Source organism: Mesorhizobium sp. RCAM 06353, from assembly GCF_059683585.1.
Genome location: NZ_CM185031.1, coordinates 3,335,600 through 3,352,242, shown reverse-complemented (window position 1 = coordinate 3,352,242; position 16,643 = coordinate 3,335,600). Strand labels below are relative to the sequence as shown.

Here is a 16,643-nt window from a genome sequence, read left to right as displayed (position 1 = left end):
GCTCCTTGGGTTTTGGGGTGTGGTGTTTTTGGTGGAGAGGTCACTGTCCCGCCGACCTCATCCAGTCACCTGCGTCACGGGCGCTTGCGCCACCCGCCGCGCCATCAGCTCGCGCATCGTTTTCCGCTCCCGCACCTCGATGCAGAGCTGGGCGCTCGACGGGCAGAACTGGGCGTTGCCGCTTTTCACCTCGCCGCGCACGAAGCGCTGGATGGCGGCCTGCAGATCGGCAAGCTCGGCGTCGCGCACCGCGCCGAGATAGCCGCGCATCTGCATCTCGACATCAGTCAGGGCGGATTGCGGGAAGCATGAGAACATCGCCGCCAGCGCCTTCGTCGCCTGCTGCAGTTCGGCTGCGGTCATGGCTGCGTATCTCCTCGATGATGGCGTTGGCGGCGTCGGTATGGGTTTTCGGCCGCTGCCAGCCGGGTTTTTTCCCCGAAAAGACGGGAGCCGTTTTGTTTCTGCCGGCAGGGGGAAAAGCGGATGCTTTTTCAGGGGAGACCACTGCGGCCTCTTGTTCTCCATGAGTCGAAAAATGCTGCGCATTTTCGGGGGAAAAGGCGCCAGCCTTTTCCTTCTGGTTTCTGGAGTCTGGAGAATGCCGCGGCAAAGCGCCGGCATTTGCCGCCCCGTGGACCTTTGTTTTCAAGGCGGTGGCGGCTCCGCCGCGCGCCCCGGCGGCGGCCCTCGCCTCGCTTTTGACCAGCGCCTTGTGCAGCTCTTTCGTCAGCCTCTTGTGGCCGATCTCGCCCGCCTCGCGCTCGAAGAAGGTCAACAGATCGGCGCTGATGGCGCGCCACTTCTTCAGCGAAAGCCGCGCCACCCGCGCGAGCTTGGCGTCGTCGTCGGGCAGGCTGCCGCCGGCGTTCCACATCGCCATCAGGATCAGCATGTAGGCGCCGATCTGTTCGGTGGAGAGCTGCAACGTGTCGCCGACGAAATCGGAGACGTAGAGCTGCATGAAGGGCCGCTCGCTCATATCAGGCCCCTGCTTACACGCCAGCTAATGGAACCAGCCGCAGGTCCGCACGTTATGCCGCGACCAATCCAAGGGGAGGTTTGCCGATGACGGCTTTCATGCCGATTACGCTGCGCTTTTGCGACAACAAGACCATGCTGGTCGGCTCGGTGGCCGATGCCGAGACGGCGCTGCGCCAGCAATGGCCCGACAAGACCGCGCCCACATATCTCGATGCCGCAAGGCTGGTCAGGCTCGCCATCGAGGGCACTTGCTGCCCGCGCACCGCCTTCGAGGCCTTCAGCAAGGCCGCCAGGCAGCAGAGCATATTGGTGGCCAGGCCGAGAAGCCGCGCGCATGAGTGGCTCGATGCCGCCGCCAACCCGTGATACTGTCGCGATGGCGATGCAACCGCGCGACGGCCTCATGCGTTTATAAGCATAGGCTTGAAAGCCGCGTCGAGATTGAAGGTGAACGCCGTGGGTACGATGAAAACCGGAGTGCCGCTCAAAGTCAGCCTGGACGGGCATGTCGAGGAGATCGACAGCGTCAGCGACGCCGCCGATTTCCTGCAGCGTTGGCCGGTCGAGCGGCGCGGCCATATCTACCGCAGCGCGCTCAACGCCTGCAGTGCCGCGATCGCGGCACAGATCTCGGAATCCGACGCGATAAAAGTGTTCACCGGCTTTGCTCGCGTCGCCGGGGTTCTGGTTGCCGAGGGTGGCCCGGCTATGAAGCTGGAGGCACGTTCCGTGCAAAGCCGCATGCCCAAACAGGGCCGGCAGATGCCGAAATAGGCTCACGCGCAGACCCGCCTCTGAAACCGCGCCTGGTGATAGCTGCAGTAGCTTTTCAACGCCCTTGTCCGCATGCCGCAGCACAGCATGTCGGAGCCGGGCCGGCCGCTTGGCGCGTCGTTTTCCGGATCCTCTTCCAGCGTCAGGTCCAAGGGCGCGCGACAGCGGGAAAACAGGCAGTCGATGAAGCGCATCGCCACGCCATGCGGCTGGCGGCCGATGGGTCCGCGCGGCGGCGTCGGCACCTTGAAACGATAGGCCTCGCCATCGGCGATCAGCACGCCCACCTCGCGCACGAACAGGCGCGGCGGTAGCCAGGCCGGCGAAGAGTCGTGCCTGGCCCGGGCTTTGTTCTTGCGCGGGACGGTGCCTTCGGCGGCATGGACGCCGGCGCGCTTTTCCTCAGCCGCCTTGCCATTGGCCTTGCCTTTTGCCGGCCTTGCGGCCGCCGGCTTGCGCATTGCCCGCTCGCCGGCAGCTTGCCTGGCGACCGGCGGCATCCCGCGGCCATTGGCAAAACCGATCGCGCCCAGCATGGCGTTGCGGTGGACGATGCCGATAATGGCGTTGCGTGACACCGGGCTGCCGCGCAGCGCGCTGAACGCCACGGCGATCCGCGAGGCCGAAAGCCCCTCCTTCAGCCAGCGGGCGATCTCTTGCAATTCGGCGTCGCTGTAGCTTGCCATCTCCAGGCTCCATCCAGGGGTCCGCCTTCGGCAGCACTTGAGAGCGCGCCGTCGGCCAGACGTCAGGGTTCGGGGCCCGGTCGGGGCCACGGTCAGGGTGTTCGGTACGAAAGCCGGCTCGCGGCCGGATCAGCCGGAGCGGGTCGAATGCCCGGCGCAAAGGCGCGCCAGCCGCGCCTCCGCCGTCTTCCTGTCGGGAGCGGAAACCGCCGTGCCCGTCATCGGCTCGAACAGGAGGACGGTGCCGTCCTGCGTACGGATGCAGGAACGCGCGTAGGGACCGGCAGCGTGCCGATCGAATGGGGGGCCGGAGCCGCGGGGAGCAGCGGCTCCGGCCGTTCCGGCCGCCGCTGACGGGCGGGCCGGACCCGAGGCAATCAAAGCGCTCGGGCTTCGCCCCGGCCGGGGAGGAGGACGGCCGGGGCGGAAGGGAATGCGTGGCAACTTCAGTTGCCGAGTTTGCCTCACGGGAGGCCGGCGCTTCGGCGCCATGAAAGCTGGACAGGTTCTGCATGGCCAGATATAAGCATAACTCAAAAATGGATGCAAGCCATTCTTTCATAGACGAGAGCCGCTTTCATCGCTCACATGGGTGCCATGGCCAAAACGGAACTGTCGATCAAGGTCGGGGCGGCGATCCGCCAGGCGCGCAAGCAGCGCGGCCTGGTCATGCGCCACATTGCCGAGCACAACGACACCGATGTCGCCGCCGTCGGCAATTGGGAAACCGGCCGCAATCTGCCCAAGACCGAGAACCTGTTGAAGACCGCAGCCTTCCTGCGCGTCGACCCCGTGGCGCTAGGCCAAGGGCAGGTCGTCTTCCTCGACGATGCCGGCCCGGTGGCCGACGCCGAGATCGTCACCGATGCCGGCCCGCTGCCCGCCGGATCAATGGATATCGAGGTGCTGGGCGCCGCGGTCGGCGGCGACGACGGCGACTTCACCTTCAACGGCGAGCCGGCCGGTTACGTCCAGCGCCCGCCAGGCGTGCGCAACCTGCCAAAGGTGTTCGCGCTGCATGTGCTCTCGGATTCCATGGTGCCGCGCTACGAACCCGGCGACCTCATCTATTGCGGTGGCCGCGACGCCGTGCCCGGCGACCATGTCGTGATCGAGACGTTTCCGGAAGAAAACGAGCGCAACGGCAAGGCCTTCATCAAGAAGCTGGTCAAGCGCACGGCGGGCGAACTGGTGGTCGAGCAGTACAATCCGCCCAAGACGCTGACCTTCAACCGCTATGCGATCAAGCATGTCTGGCGGGTTATACCGCTGAAGGAATTGCTGGGGTATTAAGGATTCCTGCCGTCCGGCGCGCCAACTCGCACCTGGTTTTGCGCCGTTGAATCTCTCCGGCGTCGCGGAGACCCTAGGATCCATGCCGCGACCGAGGTGAAGGGCACAGCGAAGCAGAACAAAATCCTGACAGCTCGACCTCCCAGTCCCCACTCGCCCTACCCCCCTCAAGCCCGTCTCGACCCCTCCACCAACACCTCCCGCTCGCTCAGCATCTGCGCCTCGTTGCGCACGCGCTGGCGCTCGTCGACGAACGCCGCCTGGATCGACACCGCCGTGCCTGGCAGCCCGTCGGCGCGGCAGGCCGAGCAGACGATACGCCCCGACAATGCCGCCAGCGGCGTGTTGCCGTTCACCCCGAACCGCTTCAGCTGGTCGGGCCGCCACCATCTGTTGCGGCCGCAATCGGCGCATTCGACCGAGATCGAGGCGACCTGCGCGATTACTGCTTCCCTGCCCGGCAATACCATCGCCCCTCCTCGCCTTTTGTTCGTGATTTGTTCCTATATTCCTGTGTTTTGATCCGGGAGTCGAGTCGCAGTTTTAACACTTTCCCAAAAGTTTCCCTTTTATCAATTTTTGAGTTATGCTTTTATAAACTCGCAAGCGTGAGTCGCCTGCCACATCAGACCCGGGAGCCAGTGATGGATGCCGCCGATTTCGCCCGCGCCTGCGGTTACACCGGCGACAGTCCTGCTTTGCTCGAAGCCTTCGAGGCGATCCGCCGCAACGGCATTGCGCAGGCCCGCCACGACCATTTCCGGCGCAAGGCCGTCATCAACGAATTGAAGCAGTCGGAGTCGCTGTTCCTGGCCGCAATCGGCCCGGCGCTGTCGGCGGACGAAGCCATCGAGGATACCACCCGCTTCATCGCCTGCTGGCGCAACATGCCGCGCTGGCGCCAGGAGCGTCGCTTGCCAGACCTCGTCAGGGCGAGGCAACAGCGGCTGGTGGCACGTTTCTTCCGCCGCTACGGCCACCACCTGTGGGCGCGCGAAGCGGCTTGAGGCACTTCGCATCTTGACCACCCGGCTAGCCTGGTGCCGCGCCGGCCCTGATTCCGTCGGATTGCTGCGCTGATTGGTGCCTCGAAACGGCCGGAAGGACCCGCCATGAAACGCCTTGTTCTCATAGCCCTGTGGGTGATGGCGCTCGCTCTCGCCGCCCATGCCGCCGGCGACAGCACGACCGGGCTTGCCGACACCATCGTGCTGATCGTGCGCCATGGCGAAAAGCCCGACAGCGGCCCCGGCCTTTCGCCCGCCGGCGAAGCCCGCGCGCAAGCCTATGTCGCCTATTTCCAGCCCTTCATGCTCGACGGCACACCGTTCCGGCCCGACATGCTGGTGGCCAGTGCCGATTCCAAGAGCAGCGCGCGCGAACGGCTGACGCTGACGCCGCTCAGCCAGGCGCTGAAACTGCCGATCGACCAGCGCTTCGCCGACCACGAAGTCCAGAACCTCGTCGCCGCGCTGTCGACCGAAAGCCATGGCAAGTCGATCCTGATCGCCTGGCATCACGGCCAGCTGGGCAAGCTCATCAAGGCCTTCGGCGCCGACCCCAAGACGCTGCTGCCGAACGGCAAATGGCCTGACGATGTGTTCAACTGGGTGGTGGTGCTGCGGTTTGATCATACCGGGCAGCTGGAGCCGGATTCGGCGCGCGTGATTGAGGAGAAGCTGGCGGGGTAGCCCGTGACCGCATGCTCGCACACCCCTAATGAGGGATCAATTCCAACAAATCAAAGACCCTTCCCGCTGCATGTCTTGTGTAGCAGTCGCCATTATCCATTGCGGCCCTCGTGCCCTCGTAGTCAGATATGGCAGCGCAATCGAATTTGTTCCACGCGCTCCACATAGACTGCGATTTTGCAATGTCGCCCGAAGCTTTTCCCGATTGCACAAGCCGAGCGTAGACATCGTCGACAATGCTGGTCCATGCAGCTCCCGAATAGCCGGCACATTGATTTATGGCGGACTGGTTTTGGCTGCCATTGTCAAATTGCGTGCGGCAAATCTCGATTGGCTTGAACACGCAGGAGTCACGCTCCCTACTGTCTTCGAACTCGTACAGGCACTTCAAGGCAATCCGCTTTGCTGACTCTACCCCATGCTCGTCATTCCAATCATATGGCACGTCAGCGGCGTGGACGTGGGACACAAGCAAAACCACGGCAGCCGCACTCCGTGAGGCTCCGGCTAAAGTTGTCCTCATGGCCCTACCGCCTCACCCGCGACTTCAGCCACCGATCAAACGCCACCGCCAGGATCAGGATCAGCCCGATCACGATGCTCTGCGTGTAGGAAGAAACATTGTTGAACTGCAGCCCGTTCTGCAGCACGCCGATCAGCGCCGCGCCCACCACCGTGCCGCCGACCGAGCCGATGCCGCCAAACAGCGAGGTGCCGCCGATGACGACGGCGGAGATGACAGTCAGCTCGTAGCCGATGCCGGCGACCGCTTCGGAAGAGTTCAGCCGCGCCGATAGCACGAAGGCGGCGAGGCCGGCGAAGAAGCCGACGATGACATAGACCGAGACCAGGATGCGGTCGACGCGCAGGCCTGACAGCCGTGCCGCCTCGGCATTGCCGCCGACGGCATAGACGGCGCGGCCATAGCGCGTGTAGCGCAGCACGATGTGGCACAGGATCGCCGCGATGGCGAAGATGATCGCCGGCACCGGCACCGGGCCGATCAGGCCGGTGCCGAACCAGCGCATCGAGGCGTCGAATCCCGAGATCGGGCCGCCATTGGAGATGGTCAGCGTCAGCCCGCGAAACACCGTCAGCCCGCCCAGCGTGACGACGAAGGGCGGCACTTTCAGCCTTGTGATGGCAAGCCCCTGCACACCGCCAGCGGCGGCGCCGACAATAACGGCGGCAAGCAGTGCCGCGAACCAGCCATAGCCTTGCGTGCCTGATGTCGACAGCGACAGCGTGTTGGCGGTGCCGCCCTTGGCGACCACGGCGGCAACCATGCCGCAGAAAGCGAGCAGCGAGCCGACCGACAGGTCGATGCCGGCGGTGAGGATGACGAAGGTCATGCCGAGCGCGATCAGCCCGGTGATCGAGATCTGCCGCGTGATGTTGAACAGATTGATCGGATCCATGAAGCTCGGCTTCAGCACGGTGAAGACGATAATCAGCGCCGCCAGGAACAGCAGCGGCCCGAAGCTCATCAACAGCCGCGCGACATTGATGCCACCACGCTCGCTCTGTTCCGTCACGCTCATCGTGCCTCCTTTTCTTTCGTCATCCTAGGGCGGAGCAGCCGCGAAGCGGCTGCATAGACCCTAGGATCCATGCCGTGAAACCTACTGTCGAACGCAGCGGTGCAGAATTCCGCGCCCTTGCAACACGTTGAAGTAACGGAATGGATCCTAGGGTCTCCGCCGCGTCGCTTCGCTCCTCGCTTCGCCCTAGGATGACGAACTCCAAGGGCGGTTACGCCAATCTCCAAAGTCGGCACCTCCTTCGACTCGTCAAATCCCGCTCGCATGCCCGTTCGTTTCCCGCCTGTCGAGCGCCATCAGTTCCATCAATCGTTCCTCGTTCGCCTCGACGCCCGGCATCTCGCCGGTGATGCGCCCCCGGCGCATGGTGACGATGCGGTCCGACACCGCCAGCACTTCGGGCAGTTCGGACGAGATCATCATCACCGCTATGCCGCGCGCCGCAAGCTGCATCAGGATCTGGTGCACCTCCGCCTTGGCGCCGACATCGACGCCGCGCGTCGGCTCGTCGACGATCAGCACTTTTGGATCGCGCGCCAGCCAGCGCGCCAGGATCACCTTCTGCTGGTTGCCGCCCGACAGGCCCTCGATCGCCTGCTCGGCCGAGGCCATGCGGATCGACAGCATCTTGCGGAACCCGGAAAGCGCGTCGCGCTCGCGCCGCTCGGCCATGAAGCCAAAACCGTTGCTGAAGCGGCCGAGCGAGGCGACGGAGAAATTCGGCAGGATGCCGAGTGCTGCAAAGATCGCCTGGTGCTTGCGGTCCTCCGGCACCAGGCCGATGCCGAGCGCGATCGCATCCGCGGGCGAGGCCGGCGCGATCTGTTTGCCATCGAGCGTGATGGTGCCCGCCGCGATGCGGTCGGCGCCGAAGATGGCGCGCGCCAGCTCGGTGCGGCCGGAGCCGACAAGGCCGGCAACGCCCAGGATTTCACCGGCCTTGAGATCGATGTCGACGCCGTCGAGCACGATGGCATGCGGCGCTTCGGGATCGCGCACCGTGCGCAAACCGCGAACGGAAAGAACGACATCGCCGGCGACGGCGCGCTGCGCCGGCCGCGCGTAAAGTTCGGAGGCCGCACGGCCGACCATCTTCTCGATGATCCTCGGCAACTGGATCGGCCCGCCCTGGCGGTCGAGATGCCCGGCCAGCCGGCCGTCGCGCAGCACGGTCATGCGGTCGCAGATGGCGGAGGCCTCCTCCAGCCGGTGGGTGACGAACATGATGGCGACCTTGTCCTGGCGCAGCCGGCCCATGATCGACAACAGCCGCTGCACCTCGGTCTCGGTCAGCGCCGAAGTCGGCTCGTCCATGATGATCAGCCGGCTTTTTTGCGACAGGGCACGGGCAATCTCGACCAGTTGCTGTTCGGCGACGGATAGCGCCGAGACCGGCGTCATCGGATCGATGGAAAGACCGACGCGGGCGATGATGTCTCGCGACGACGCCTCCATTCGCCGCCAGTTGACCAGACCAAGCGGCCCGACCGGCGCGCGGCCGATGAAAATATTCTCGGCCACCGTCAGCGTCGGGATCAGGCTGAGCTCCTGGTAGATGGTGACGATGCCAAGCCGCTTGGCATCCTGCGGGCTGGACGGCGCGTAGTCGGCGCCGTCGAATAGGATGCGCCCACTGGACGGCGGCATGACGCCCGACAGGATTTTCAGAAGCGTCGATTTGCCGGCGCCGTTTTCGCCCAGCAGGCCGAGGATTTCGCCGGGGCGGATGTCGAGCGAGACGTCGCTCAGCGCGGTGACGCCGGAAAAATGCTTAGTGACGCCCTCGACGGCGAGCAGGACGGGTGCGGCTTCAGCCAATGATTACTTCCTCGATGCGGTTCATGCTGGTCCCGTCGCGCTTGGACACCCCCCTCTGTCCTGCCGGACATCTCCCCCGCAAGGGGGGAGATGGGCTTCCGTTCGGCTTTCGCCAATATCCAACGTCGCAAGGAAAGTGCGGCCATCAACGCTGCCAATCCCCCCTTGCGGGGGAGATGCCCGGCAGGGCAGAGGGGGGTGCTGTCCCGCCGGCCTCTCCAATCCCCTACTTCGTCTCGCTCAACCTCTCCGCCTTATCGAGATTGTCCTTGCCAATGACGATCGGCGTCAGCAGCACCAGCTTCTCCTTCGGCTCGGTCTTGTTCTTGGCGTAGGCGACCGCGATCTGCACGGCGGTGCGCGACTGCTGGCCCGGGAACTGTTCGACCGTGCCGGCGAGCTTGCCGTCGCGGACCGCAACCAGCGCTTCCGGCAGTGCGTCGAAACCGTAGATCTTGACGTCGGTGAAGTTGCGCGCCGCGCACGCTTCGAGCGCGCCGAGCGCCATGTCGTCATTGGCGCAGATGATGGCGTCCGGCTTGCCGTTGGCGGCAAGGCCGGCTTCCGTCACCGACAGCGCTTCGGCCCGCGCAAAGTTGGCGGTCTGCTCGAAGATGATCTGGTACTTGTCCTTCAGCGGATCGAGCACATTGTGCACGCCCTTGTTGCGGTCGATGGCCGGACCGGCCCCCGGCTGGCCCTGCAGATGGAACAGCTTGGCGCCGTTGGGGAACGCCGCCACCATCGCCTGCGCCTCCGCCTCGCCGCCCTTGACATTGTCGGCGCCGACATGGGCCAGGATGCCCTCGACACCGTCGACGCGGCGGTCGATCGTCACCACGGGAACGCCGGCCTTGACCGCTTCCTCGATGGCCGGCGCCAGCGCGTTGACGTCGAGCGGCGAAATCACGATGGCGTTGACCTTCTGCACAAGTGCGGCCTCGATATCGGCGGTCTGCTTGGTGGCCGAGTTCTGGCCGTCGCTTTCGGTCAGGTTGACGCCTTGCGCCGCGGCTTCCGCCTTGATCTCGTTCAGCATGTGCACGAAGAACGGAAAGCCGAGATTGGGCACCGAGCCCAGTATGGTGAGCTTGTCTTCGGCAAACGCCGAAGGCGCGGCCAGCATCATCGCGCCCGCCGCAACGGACGTCATCAGGAATTCGCGTCTGTTCATGGTTGATCCTCCTCCACAAGAACGCACAATCCCCAAGGCCGGGATCGGTCTTGGGAAGGGATCATGCGTCGGTTCAAAGTGTTGGAGCATCCTCCTTGCGCGGGAAAGCGCATGCCGCTCCAGCTGATTGCCGTTGCAAAAACTGCCTCCCATCGGCATCAGCAAATGGATGCTAACCCAGGGTCAACCATTTGTGCAACATCGATATAACAGTGCTGGGCGGCCAATTATCGGAATTGTCGGAATTTTGGATGCGAGGCTCCTGTGCTGGATGATAAACGGAGCGCCCCGCCGACCCGGCCGGTCTATTGGCTCTGGCTGACTTTCACATTCTGGTTGAAAGGCAACTTGTCAGTGTGTATAAATACACATGAATAGCGCCGACATTATCCGCCTGTTGCAAGCTGATGGTTGGTTCGAGGTTGCCCGAAAGGGCAGCCATGCACAATTCAAGCACCGCGATAAGCAAGGGCGGGTCACTGTTCCCCATCCCAAGCGCGATATCCCGATAGGCACTCTGCGCAGCATCGAAAAGCAATCTGGACTGAAACTGAGGTGACGGACATGAAGCAGTATATCGGACTTATCCATAAGGATGCCGGCAGCGACTTCGGCGTGTCTTTCCCTGATTTTCCAGGCGTGATTACCGCTGGAAAGGATCTGGATGACGCCCGGTCCATGGCTGAGGAGGCCCTCGCCCTCCACATCGAAGGGCTGGTCGAGGATGGCGAAGCCATTCCGGAGCCTTCCAGTCTGGAGGCTGTGATGGCCGACGCCGATAATCGTGACGGTGTCGCAATCCTGGTCGCGGCCAGGACCGAGACTAGGAAGGCGGTGCGTATCAACGTGACGCTGCCGGACGACGTTCTTCGGCGGATCGATGCCTTTGCCGAAGCTCATGGCTATACGCGATCGGGGTTTCTCGCGAAGGCGGCTGAGAAAGCGATGGAACTTGAATCGGCCTGATACGCGTCGCCCCTAAAGTAACCCCTGGAGAATTGCATGAAGCCGCGCATCATCTGCCACATGCTCGCCTCGCTCGACGGCAGCCTGCATCCGAGCCGCTACACCACGAGCCCGGACGGGACCCGAGCCGAGTGGACAAGCCTCTATGAGCAGATCCACGGCGATCTCGAAGGCGACGCCTGGATCGTCGGCCGCGTCACCATGGCCGAGATGAGCAAGGCCGGAGCGCACCCGCCGGCGCAATTCGGCAAGGTCGAGCGGCCGCATCATTTCGCCCAACGCGATGCGGGCAGCTTTGCCGTGGCGCTCGATGCCTCGGGTAAGCTGCACTTTGCCAAGCCCGATGTCGGCGGCGACCATGTCGTGGTGCTGCTTGGGCGTGACGTTGCCGACAGCCATCTGGCCGAGCTCGCCGCCGACGGCGTGTCCTATATCGTGTCGGAGACGGCCGATATCGACCTCGCCGCGGTGCTCGATGTGCTCGCGCATGAACTCGGCATAAGCCGGCTGCTGCTTGAGGGCGGTGCCGGCATCAACGGCTCCTTCTTCGCGGCCGGGCTTGTCGACGAAGTCAGCCTGCTCGTCGCGCCCGCGCTCGATGCGCGGGCGCGAAATCAGGGTTTTGTTGAGTTCGGCGAAACCGGCCTCGCCGGCAAGATGCAGTTGTCGCTGACAAGCTGCGAAACCCTCGCACATGGGCTCATCCATCTGCGCTACGCCGTCAGCCCCGGCTGAGGCCGCAGCGCCTCAATACCGCATGGCGTCGAGATCGGCGATCAGCGTCGGGCCGGTCGGACGCCAGCCGAGCCGTGCCTGGGTCAGCGCGCTCGAAGCCGGCAGGTCCATGGGGGCGAACATCGCCATCCAGCCGAAATGCTCCGCCGCCTTTTCCGGCGCGATCGAAGCGACCGGCAATTTCAGGCCCCGGCCGAGCGCCTCGGCGATGGCGCGCACCTCGACACCTTCCTCGCCGACCGCGTGATAGCGCGCGCCCGGCTGCCCCTTCTCCACCGCAAGCCGGTAAAGCCGCGCCGCATCGAGAAGATGCCCCGCCGAAAAGCGATTACGGCCTTCGCCGACATAGGCCGAGACGCCTTTCTGGCGCGCGATCTCGATCAGCGGCGTGATCAGCCCTTGCTTGACCGGATTGTGGACCTGCGGCAGGCGCATCACCGACACGTTGATGCCGGCCTCCAGCAAGGCATTGCCGGCGAGTTCCGAGGCGATGCGCGGATTGGGATGACTGGCGTTGAAGATGTCCTCCACCGCCGGCTGGCCATGTCCGGGGCTGCCCATGCCGACGCCTGATGTGATCACCAGCGGCCGGTCGGATCCGGCAAGGGCGGCGCCGAGCGCTGCGATCACGCGCTTGTCCTTTTCGCAGTTCTCGGCAAAGCGCGAAAAATCATGATCGAAGGCGGTGTGGATCACGGCGTCCGCCTTGGCCGCGCCGTCGCGCAGGCTCTCGGGATCCTCGAGGGTTCCGCGATGCACCTCGGCGCCGGCGGCAGCCAGCGCCTCGGTGCCGGCGTCGGAGCGGGTCACGCCCACCACCTGATGGCCGGCCTGGATGAGTTCGGGAACGATGGCCGAACCGATGAAACCGGTCGCGCCGGTGAGAAAGATACGCATGCAAAATCTCCTGACAGTTGCCTGCGTAATATCGACGGTCTATTATTCCATTAAAGTAGTGACCTTATCATGGTATAATCTTTAACAGGATGGCCAACAGGATGCCCACAAACTCGGCCGGCACGCTCGCAGCCTTCCTGAAGGACCGGCGCACCCGGCTCGATCCCGCCTCGTTCGGCTTTTCCGGCCGCCGGCGCACGCCGGGGCTGCGCCGCGAAGAGGTCGCCCAGCGCGCCAACATCAGCCCGACCTGGTATACATGGCTGGAACAGGGCCGTGGCGGCGCGCCTTCGGCCGATGTGCTGAACCGCATTGCCAACGGGCTGCTGCTGACCGAGGCCGAGCGCGAACATCTCTTCATGCTCGGGCTCGGGCGCCCGCCCGAGGTCCGCTACCGGGGCGACGAGGGCGTCAGCCCCCGGCTGCAGCGCCTCATCGACACGCTCGATGCCAGCCCGGCTTTGATCAAGACCGCGACCTGGGACGTCGTTGCCTGGAACCGCGCCGCCGAGATCGTACTGACCGACTATGGCAGCATCCCCGCCGGCCGGCGCAACATCCTGCGCTTCATGTTCCTCACGCCCCACATCCGCGCCAAGCAGCACGATTGGGAAAACCTCGCCCGTTTCGTCGTCGGCGCTTTCCGCGCCGATGCGGCGCGTGCCGGCGCAGTCTCCGAGGTCACCCAGCTGGTGGACGAACTGTGCGGCGGCAGCGCCGAATTCGCCAAGTTGTGGCAGGAGAACGACGTCCTCGCGCATGGCGACGGCACAAAGCGCCTGAAGCACCCGGAACTGGGTGACATCGAGCTGGAATACTCGTCCTTCGCGGTCGACGGCCGGCCGGATTTGAACCTGACCGTCTACAACCCGATCAACAGCAAGGTCGCCGACCGTATTCGCGCACTGGCCAAGCGCCCCAGGGCGTAAAGACTGGCGCCGCTGCGATGGCGCCTACCCTCTTCAACTTCGCTCGCACACCGCCTTCAGGATCTGCAAAGTTGGCCCCCAATAGAGATTGGCATGCGGGCGGATCGCCGGTTCGGCGAAGTCGCTGAGGGTCAGCGTCAGCAGCGTTCCGCCATCCGCCGGCGCCAGGGCGAAGCTGACCAGCGTGTGGTTTTCCGGCAGGTCCGCCAGGCGCAAGGCCGACAGCGTGCTCCAGTAGCTGTAGGTAAAACTCTTGTCCGGCTCAAAGGCGCGGACGGTGCCATGGTTCTCGAACGGCATGCCGTGCAGCAGCCCGCTGATCACGATCGCGCCGCCGGCATGCCCCTCCAGGCTGACGGTCAGCTCCTCGTCGGACATCCATTGCGGGATCATCCCGGGCGTCGTCAGCACGCGCCAGACCTTGGCCGGCGCGGCGCCAATGGCAACGGTCTTGATGATCGGCGCGGAAGGATCGGTCATCCCACGCAATTACCGCGACTGCGGGGGCGAGGCCATCGCCGGCCCCATCGGCGGCGCGTACGGGGGTGTCGGATCGGGCGTGCCGCTCTTTTCGCGCTTACGCGATCGCCGGCTGATCAGTGCGACGGCGGCGAAGGCCGCGATGCCGAACAGGCCGACTCCCACATTGAGCCACAAGGCCGGGAAAACGCCGAGGCCTGATATCATCAAGGTGAGGCCGAACGGGGCGAAGGCGGAACTGAACTGGCGCGCCGCCGTGATCCAGCCGACATAGGAGCCGTAGCGCTCGTGGCCGAACAATTCGAGCGGCAGCGTGCCGCCGACAATGCTCATCAGGCCCGAGCCGAAGCCGAAAAGCACGGCAAACAGCATGGCGCCGGGAACCGAGGGCGCCACCAGCAGCAGCACCGCAAGGCCGCCGGCGAGTGCTGCGGTCGCGCCAAGCGCCAGCGATGTCTGTGTCAGGCCCCGGCCGAACAGCATGTTGACCAGCCGGCTCGCCACTTGCGACGGGCCAAACAGGCTTGCGACCAGCACCGAAGCCCCACCGAGACCGACCAAAGTGAGCAAGGGCACCATCTGCACGAGGACCGCCGAAAGCATGAAGCCCTCTATGGCAAATCCGGCCAACACCAGGACGAACAGTGGCGACCATCGCCGGCCGGACGCGGGGCCAGCCATGCCTGATGTGATCGGGATGATCCTCTCCCGCGCCTTGCCGGTGCGGCTCGAAAGCCGGGCCAGCCACCAGTGGATCGGCAGGCAGATAAAGGCGTTGAGCGCGGCAAAGAGGACGAGAACCTCGCGCCAGCCGAGATGCTGGTGCAGCAGCGTCGTCAACGGCCAGAACAGGGTCGAGGCAAAGCCGGCGATCAAGGTGAGATGGGTGATGCCGCGGCGCGCGCCACCGAGTTGCACGATGGCGACGAAGGCCGTGCTGTAAAGCACGAAGCAGGAGGCGAGTTCCATGGCCAGCACGCCGAGCGCGAAGCCGGCGCGGCCCGGCGCCAGCGCGCACAAGAGCAACGCGCCGGCCGCCGCCAGCGATCCCGGCACCATCAGGCGCCCTGCCCCGATACGGTCCGCGAGGCTGCCCGCGAACGGCGCCAGGACGGCACTTGCCAGCAGCGACACCGACAGCACCGCGAACACCCATTGCTGCGACCAGGCGAGTTCCGCTGCCACCGCCGGCGCCAGGATGCTGTAGCTGTAATAGAGCGTGCCATAGCCGATGATCTGGGTGGCACCCAGCGCCCAGATGGCGGAGGCAGGGATCTTGCCGTCGCTCACGCCGCCGCTTCCATCTTGCCGGCGCAGCCGCAACCGCTTTTGCCCGCCACTTTCGCGTCCACATCCGCCATGCAGCAGGCATCGATTTCGGCCGGCGCCGGTCCTCCGCAACAGCTCTGCGACGCGCGGCCTGCCGGCACCGTGCAGACGCCGGTCTCGGGCAGCACCAGATGCACCGCGTCGGCCGCAGCCATGTCGCCGGCGATCGCCGCCGCGACCGAGCGCACCTGTTCGTAGCCGGTCAACAGCAGGAAGGTCGGCGCGCGGCCATAGCTCTTGATGCCGACCGTGTAGAAGCCGGGCTCCGGATGGCCGAGTTCGCGATGGCCGTGCGGCGGCACGTCGCCGCAGGAATGCTGGTTGGGATCGATGAGCGGACCGAGCGCCTTGACGCTTTCCAGCCACGGATCGAGATCGAGCCTGAGCTCCCGGGTCAGCGACAGGTCCGGGCGCTGTCCCGTCGCGGCGATGATGCGGTCGACGGGACCGAGTTGAGTCACGCCCTCCTCGCTTTGCCCCTCGACGATCAGCCGGCCGTCCCGCTCGTGTATGGCAAGCGTCGCAAAGCACGTCGCCAGCTGGACGCGGCCGCTTTCAGCGAGCTCGCGCACATCGGCGCCGAGTTCGCCCCGCGCCGGCAATTGGTCGGCGTCGCCACCGCCATAGATGCGCACAAGGTCGGTTCCGCGCACCGCCCAGATGAAGGCGGTGCCGGGCGCGGCATCCGCCAGCCTGGCAAGGTCGAGCAAGGCGTTGGCCGCCGAGTGGCCAGAACCGGCAACCAGCGTCGTGCGGCCGGCATAAAGCGCGCGGTCACGGCCGAGAACATCGGGGATGCCGTAGGCGATACGATCGGCGAACTCCGCCTCGCCCTCCGCCGCGATGCCACCGGCGCCGAGCGGGTTGGGCGTGCGCCATGTCCCCGAGGCATCGATGACCGCGCGCGCACTGTCGCGCCTTGTGCCATTCGCGGTCTCGACGACGAGCATGAACGGCCGCGTCCCGCGCTCACTGCCGAGCACCTTGTCGGCGCCCCAGCGCGATATGGCGACGACACGCGCATTGGTTTCGATCGCCGGCGCAAGTTGGCTGGCGAGCGGTTCGAGATAGTGCGCGACGAGTTCATCGGCGGTGGGAAACGCCTCCGCGTCCGGCATCCGCCATCCCTGGCTTTCGAGCAGCTTGCCGGCCGCCTGGTCGACGCAATAGCGCCAGGGCGTGAACACCCGCACATGGCCCCAATCCCGCAAATTGGCCGCGACGCCGCTGCCGGCCTCATAGAGCTTGACCGGCAGGCCTCGGGCCAAGAGATGAACGGCGGCCGCCAGGCCAACCGGGCCGGCGCCGATGACGGCGATGGGCAGATCGTTTTGTGTGGCCATAGC

At 65.2% G+C, this 16,643-nt stretch carries 22 protein-coding genes and 1 pseudogene; 10 read left to right on the top strand and 13 right to left on the bottom strand.

From position 1 onward, the window contains the following. Positions 1-57 precede the first annotated feature (57 nt). Together AC56QX_RS16075 and AC56QX_RS16070 are read right to left on the bottom strand one after the other, a co-directional pair. On the bottom strand, positions 58-363 hold the full coding sequence (locus AC56QX_RS16075; protein ID WP_497117256.1) for a hypothetical protein: 306 nt from the start codon (positions 361-363) through the stop codon (positions 58-60). Continuing rightward, the gene (locus AC56QX_RS16070; RefSeq protein ID WP_497117778.1) at positions 284-964 is read right to left on the bottom strand and encodes a YdaU family protein; all 681 of its coding nucleotides are present in this window, start codon (positions 962-964) and stop codon (positions 284-286) included. Before AC56QX_RS16070 ends, AC56QX_RS16075 begins: the two co-directional genes overlap by 80 nt. A 104-nt stretch (positions 965-1,068) precedes the next feature. Here AC56QX_RS16070 and AC56QX_RS16065 point away from each other — a divergent pair, with 104 nt between their 5' ends. Beyond that, positions 1,069-1,350, top strand: coding sequence for a DUF982 domain-containing protein (locus tag AC56QX_RS16065; RefSeq protein WP_497117254.1), 282 nt, complete (start codon positions 1,069-1,071; stop codon positions 1,348-1,350). A 99-nt stretch (positions 1,351-1,449) separates the two neighbouring features. After that, positions 1,450-1,758, top strand: coding sequence for a DUF982 domain-containing protein (locus tag AC56QX_RS16060; RefSeq protein ID WP_497117777.1), 309 nt, complete (start codon positions 1,450-1,452; stop codon positions 1,756-1,758). Between the two features lie 2 nt (positions 1,759-1,760). Here AC56QX_RS16060 and AC56QX_RS16055 read toward each other — a convergent pair whose 3' ends face one another. Next, complete coding sequence (locus AC56QX_RS16055; RefSeq protein WP_497117252.1) at positions 1,761-2,444, bottom strand: GcrA cell cycle regulator; 684 nt, start codon at positions 2,442-2,444, stop codon at positions 1,761-1,763. A 97-nt stretch (positions 2,445-2,541) separates the two neighbouring features. Between AC56QX_RS16055 and AC56QX_RS16050 the strand changes: the two genes are divergently transcribed. Continuing rightward, entirely contained in the window at positions 2,542-2,721 is a 180-nt protein-coding gene (locus tag AC56QX_RS16050) for a hypothetical protein (protein WP_497117250.1), read from the top strand. Positions 2,722-3,032: 311 nt separating this feature from the next. Further along, positions 3,033-3,737: an XRE family transcriptional regulator gene (locus AC56QX_RS16045; protein ID WP_477222721.1), complete on the top strand. Its 705-nt coding sequence runs from the start codon at positions 3,033-3,035 to the stop codon at positions 3,735-3,737. 167 nt (positions 3,738-3,904) lie between these two features. On the opposite strand, the gene AC56QX_RS16040 is transcribed toward AC56QX_RS16045, so the two are convergent. Next, positions 3,905-4,207, bottom strand: a complete 303-nt coding sequence (locus AC56QX_RS16040) for a hypothetical protein (protein ID WP_497117249.1) — start codon at positions 4,205-4,207, stop codon at positions 3,905-3,907. Positions 4,208-4,381: 174 nt separating this feature from the next. On the opposite strand from AC56QX_RS16040, the gene AC56QX_RS16035 reads away from it, so the two are divergent. Both AC56QX_RS16035 and AC56QX_RS16030 read left to right on the top strand, forming a co-directional pair. Next, complete coding sequence (locus tag AC56QX_RS16035; protein ID WP_497117247.1) at positions 4,382-4,744, top strand: hypothetical protein; 363 nt, start codon at positions 4,382-4,384, stop codon at positions 4,742-4,744. 105 nt (positions 4,745-4,849) lie between these two features. Then, positions 4,850-5,428, top strand: coding sequence for a flagellar basal body-associated protein FliL (locus AC56QX_RS16030; protein WP_497117246.1), 579 nt, complete (start codon positions 4,850-4,852; stop codon positions 5,426-5,428). 25 nt (positions 5,429-5,453) lie between these two features. On the opposite strand, the gene AC56QX_RS16025 is transcribed toward AC56QX_RS16030, so the two are convergent. The 5 genes and pseudogenes from AC56QX_RS16025 to AC56QX_RS16005 all read right to left on the bottom strand — a co-directional run bounded on the left by AC56QX_RS16025 (position 5,454) and on the right by AC56QX_RS16005 (position 9,961). Beyond that, entirely contained in the window at positions 5,454-5,951 is a 498-nt protein-coding gene (locus AC56QX_RS16025; RefSeq protein ID WP_497117245.1) for a lysozyme inhibitor LprI family protein, read from the bottom strand. A 4-nt stretch (positions 5,952-5,955) separates the two neighbouring features. Beyond that, positions 5,956-6,969, bottom strand: a complete 1,014-nt coding sequence (locus AC56QX_RS16020) for an ABC transporter permease (protein WP_497117244.1) — start codon at positions 6,967-6,969, stop codon at positions 5,956-5,958. Positions 6,970-7,218: 249 nt separating this feature from the next. Next, positions 7,219-8,283: a sugar ABC transporter ATP-binding protein gene (locus AC56QX_RS16015; RefSeq protein ID WP_497117776.1), complete on the bottom strand. Its 1,065-nt coding sequence runs from the start codon at positions 8,281-8,283 to the stop codon at positions 7,219-7,221. 42 nt (positions 8,284-8,325) lie between these two features. Next, a pseudogene (locus AC56QX_RS16010) lies at positions 8,326-8,706 on the bottom strand (ATP-binding cassette domain-containing protein); the annotation flags it as partial. Between the two features lie 307 nt (positions 8,707-9,013). Continuing rightward, positions 9,014-9,961 carry a substrate-binding domain-containing protein gene (locus tag AC56QX_RS16005; RefSeq protein WP_475459377.1) on the bottom strand — a complete coding sequence of 316 codons (948 nt, stop codon included), beginning with the start codon at positions 9,959-9,961 and terminating at the stop codon, positions 9,014-9,016. A gap of 370 nt (positions 9,962-10,331) precedes the next feature. On the opposite strand from AC56QX_RS16005, the gene AC56QX_RS16000 reads away from it, so the two are divergent. The 3 genes from AC56QX_RS16000 to AC56QX_RS15990 are packed head-to-tail and all read left to right on the top strand — an operon-like array spanning position 10,332 to position 11,662. Further along, positions 10,332-10,520: a type II toxin-antitoxin system HicA family toxin gene (locus AC56QX_RS16000; protein ID WP_183461718.1), complete on the top strand. Its 189-nt coding sequence runs from the start codon at positions 10,332-10,334 to the stop codon at positions 10,518-10,520. A gap of 5 nt (positions 10,521-10,525) precedes the next feature. Continuing rightward, complete coding sequence (locus AC56QX_RS15995) at positions 10,526-10,927, top strand: type II toxin-antitoxin system HicB family antitoxin (RefSeq protein ID WP_497117243.1); 402 nt, start codon at positions 10,526-10,528, stop codon at positions 10,925-10,927. A gap of 36 nt (positions 10,928-10,963) precedes the next feature. Further along, positions 10,964-11,662, top strand: a complete 699-nt coding sequence (locus tag AC56QX_RS15990; RefSeq protein ID WP_497117242.1) for a RibD family protein — start codon at positions 10,964-10,966, stop codon at positions 11,660-11,662. 12 nt (positions 11,663-11,674) lie between these two features. Here AC56QX_RS15990 and AC56QX_RS15985 read toward each other — a convergent pair whose 3' ends face one another. After that, a complete protein-coding gene (locus tag AC56QX_RS15985; RefSeq protein WP_497117240.1) occupies positions 11,675-12,559 on the bottom strand; it encodes an SDR family oxidoreductase in 885 nt (294 codons plus the stop codon). Between the two features lie 101 nt (positions 12,560-12,660). Here AC56QX_RS15985 and AC56QX_RS15980 point away from each other — a divergent pair, with 101 nt between their 5' ends. Then, positions 12,661-13,488, top strand: a complete 828-nt coding sequence (locus tag AC56QX_RS15980) for a helix-turn-helix transcriptional regulator (protein WP_497117239.1) — start codon at positions 12,661-12,663, stop codon at positions 13,486-13,488. A 33-nt stretch (positions 13,489-13,521) separates the two neighbouring features. Here AC56QX_RS15980 and AC56QX_RS15975 read toward each other — a convergent pair whose 3' ends face one another. Genes AC56QX_RS15975 through AC56QX_RS15965 form a run of 3 tightly spaced genes read right to left on the bottom strand, consistent with a single transcriptional unit; the run spans position 13,522 to position 16,640 of the window. After that, positions 13,522-13,968, bottom strand: coding sequence for an SRPBCC family protein (locus AC56QX_RS15975; RefSeq protein WP_497117238.1), 447 nt, complete (start codon positions 13,966-13,968; stop codon positions 13,522-13,524). 9 nt (positions 13,969-13,977) lie between these two features. Next, complete coding sequence (arsK, locus tag AC56QX_RS15970; protein WP_497117237.1) at positions 13,978-15,258, bottom strand: arsenite efflux MFS transporter ArsK; 1,281 nt, start codon at positions 15,256-15,258, stop codon at positions 13,978-13,980. Then, positions 15,255-16,640, bottom strand: coding sequence for an NAD(P)-binding protein (locus AC56QX_RS15965; protein ID WP_497117236.1), 1,386 nt, complete (start codon positions 16,638-16,640; stop codon positions 15,255-15,257). The genes arsK and AC56QX_RS15965 overlap by 4 nt, the downstream gene beginning before the upstream one ends. Between the last annotated feature and the right edge of the window lie 3 nt (positions 16,641-16,643).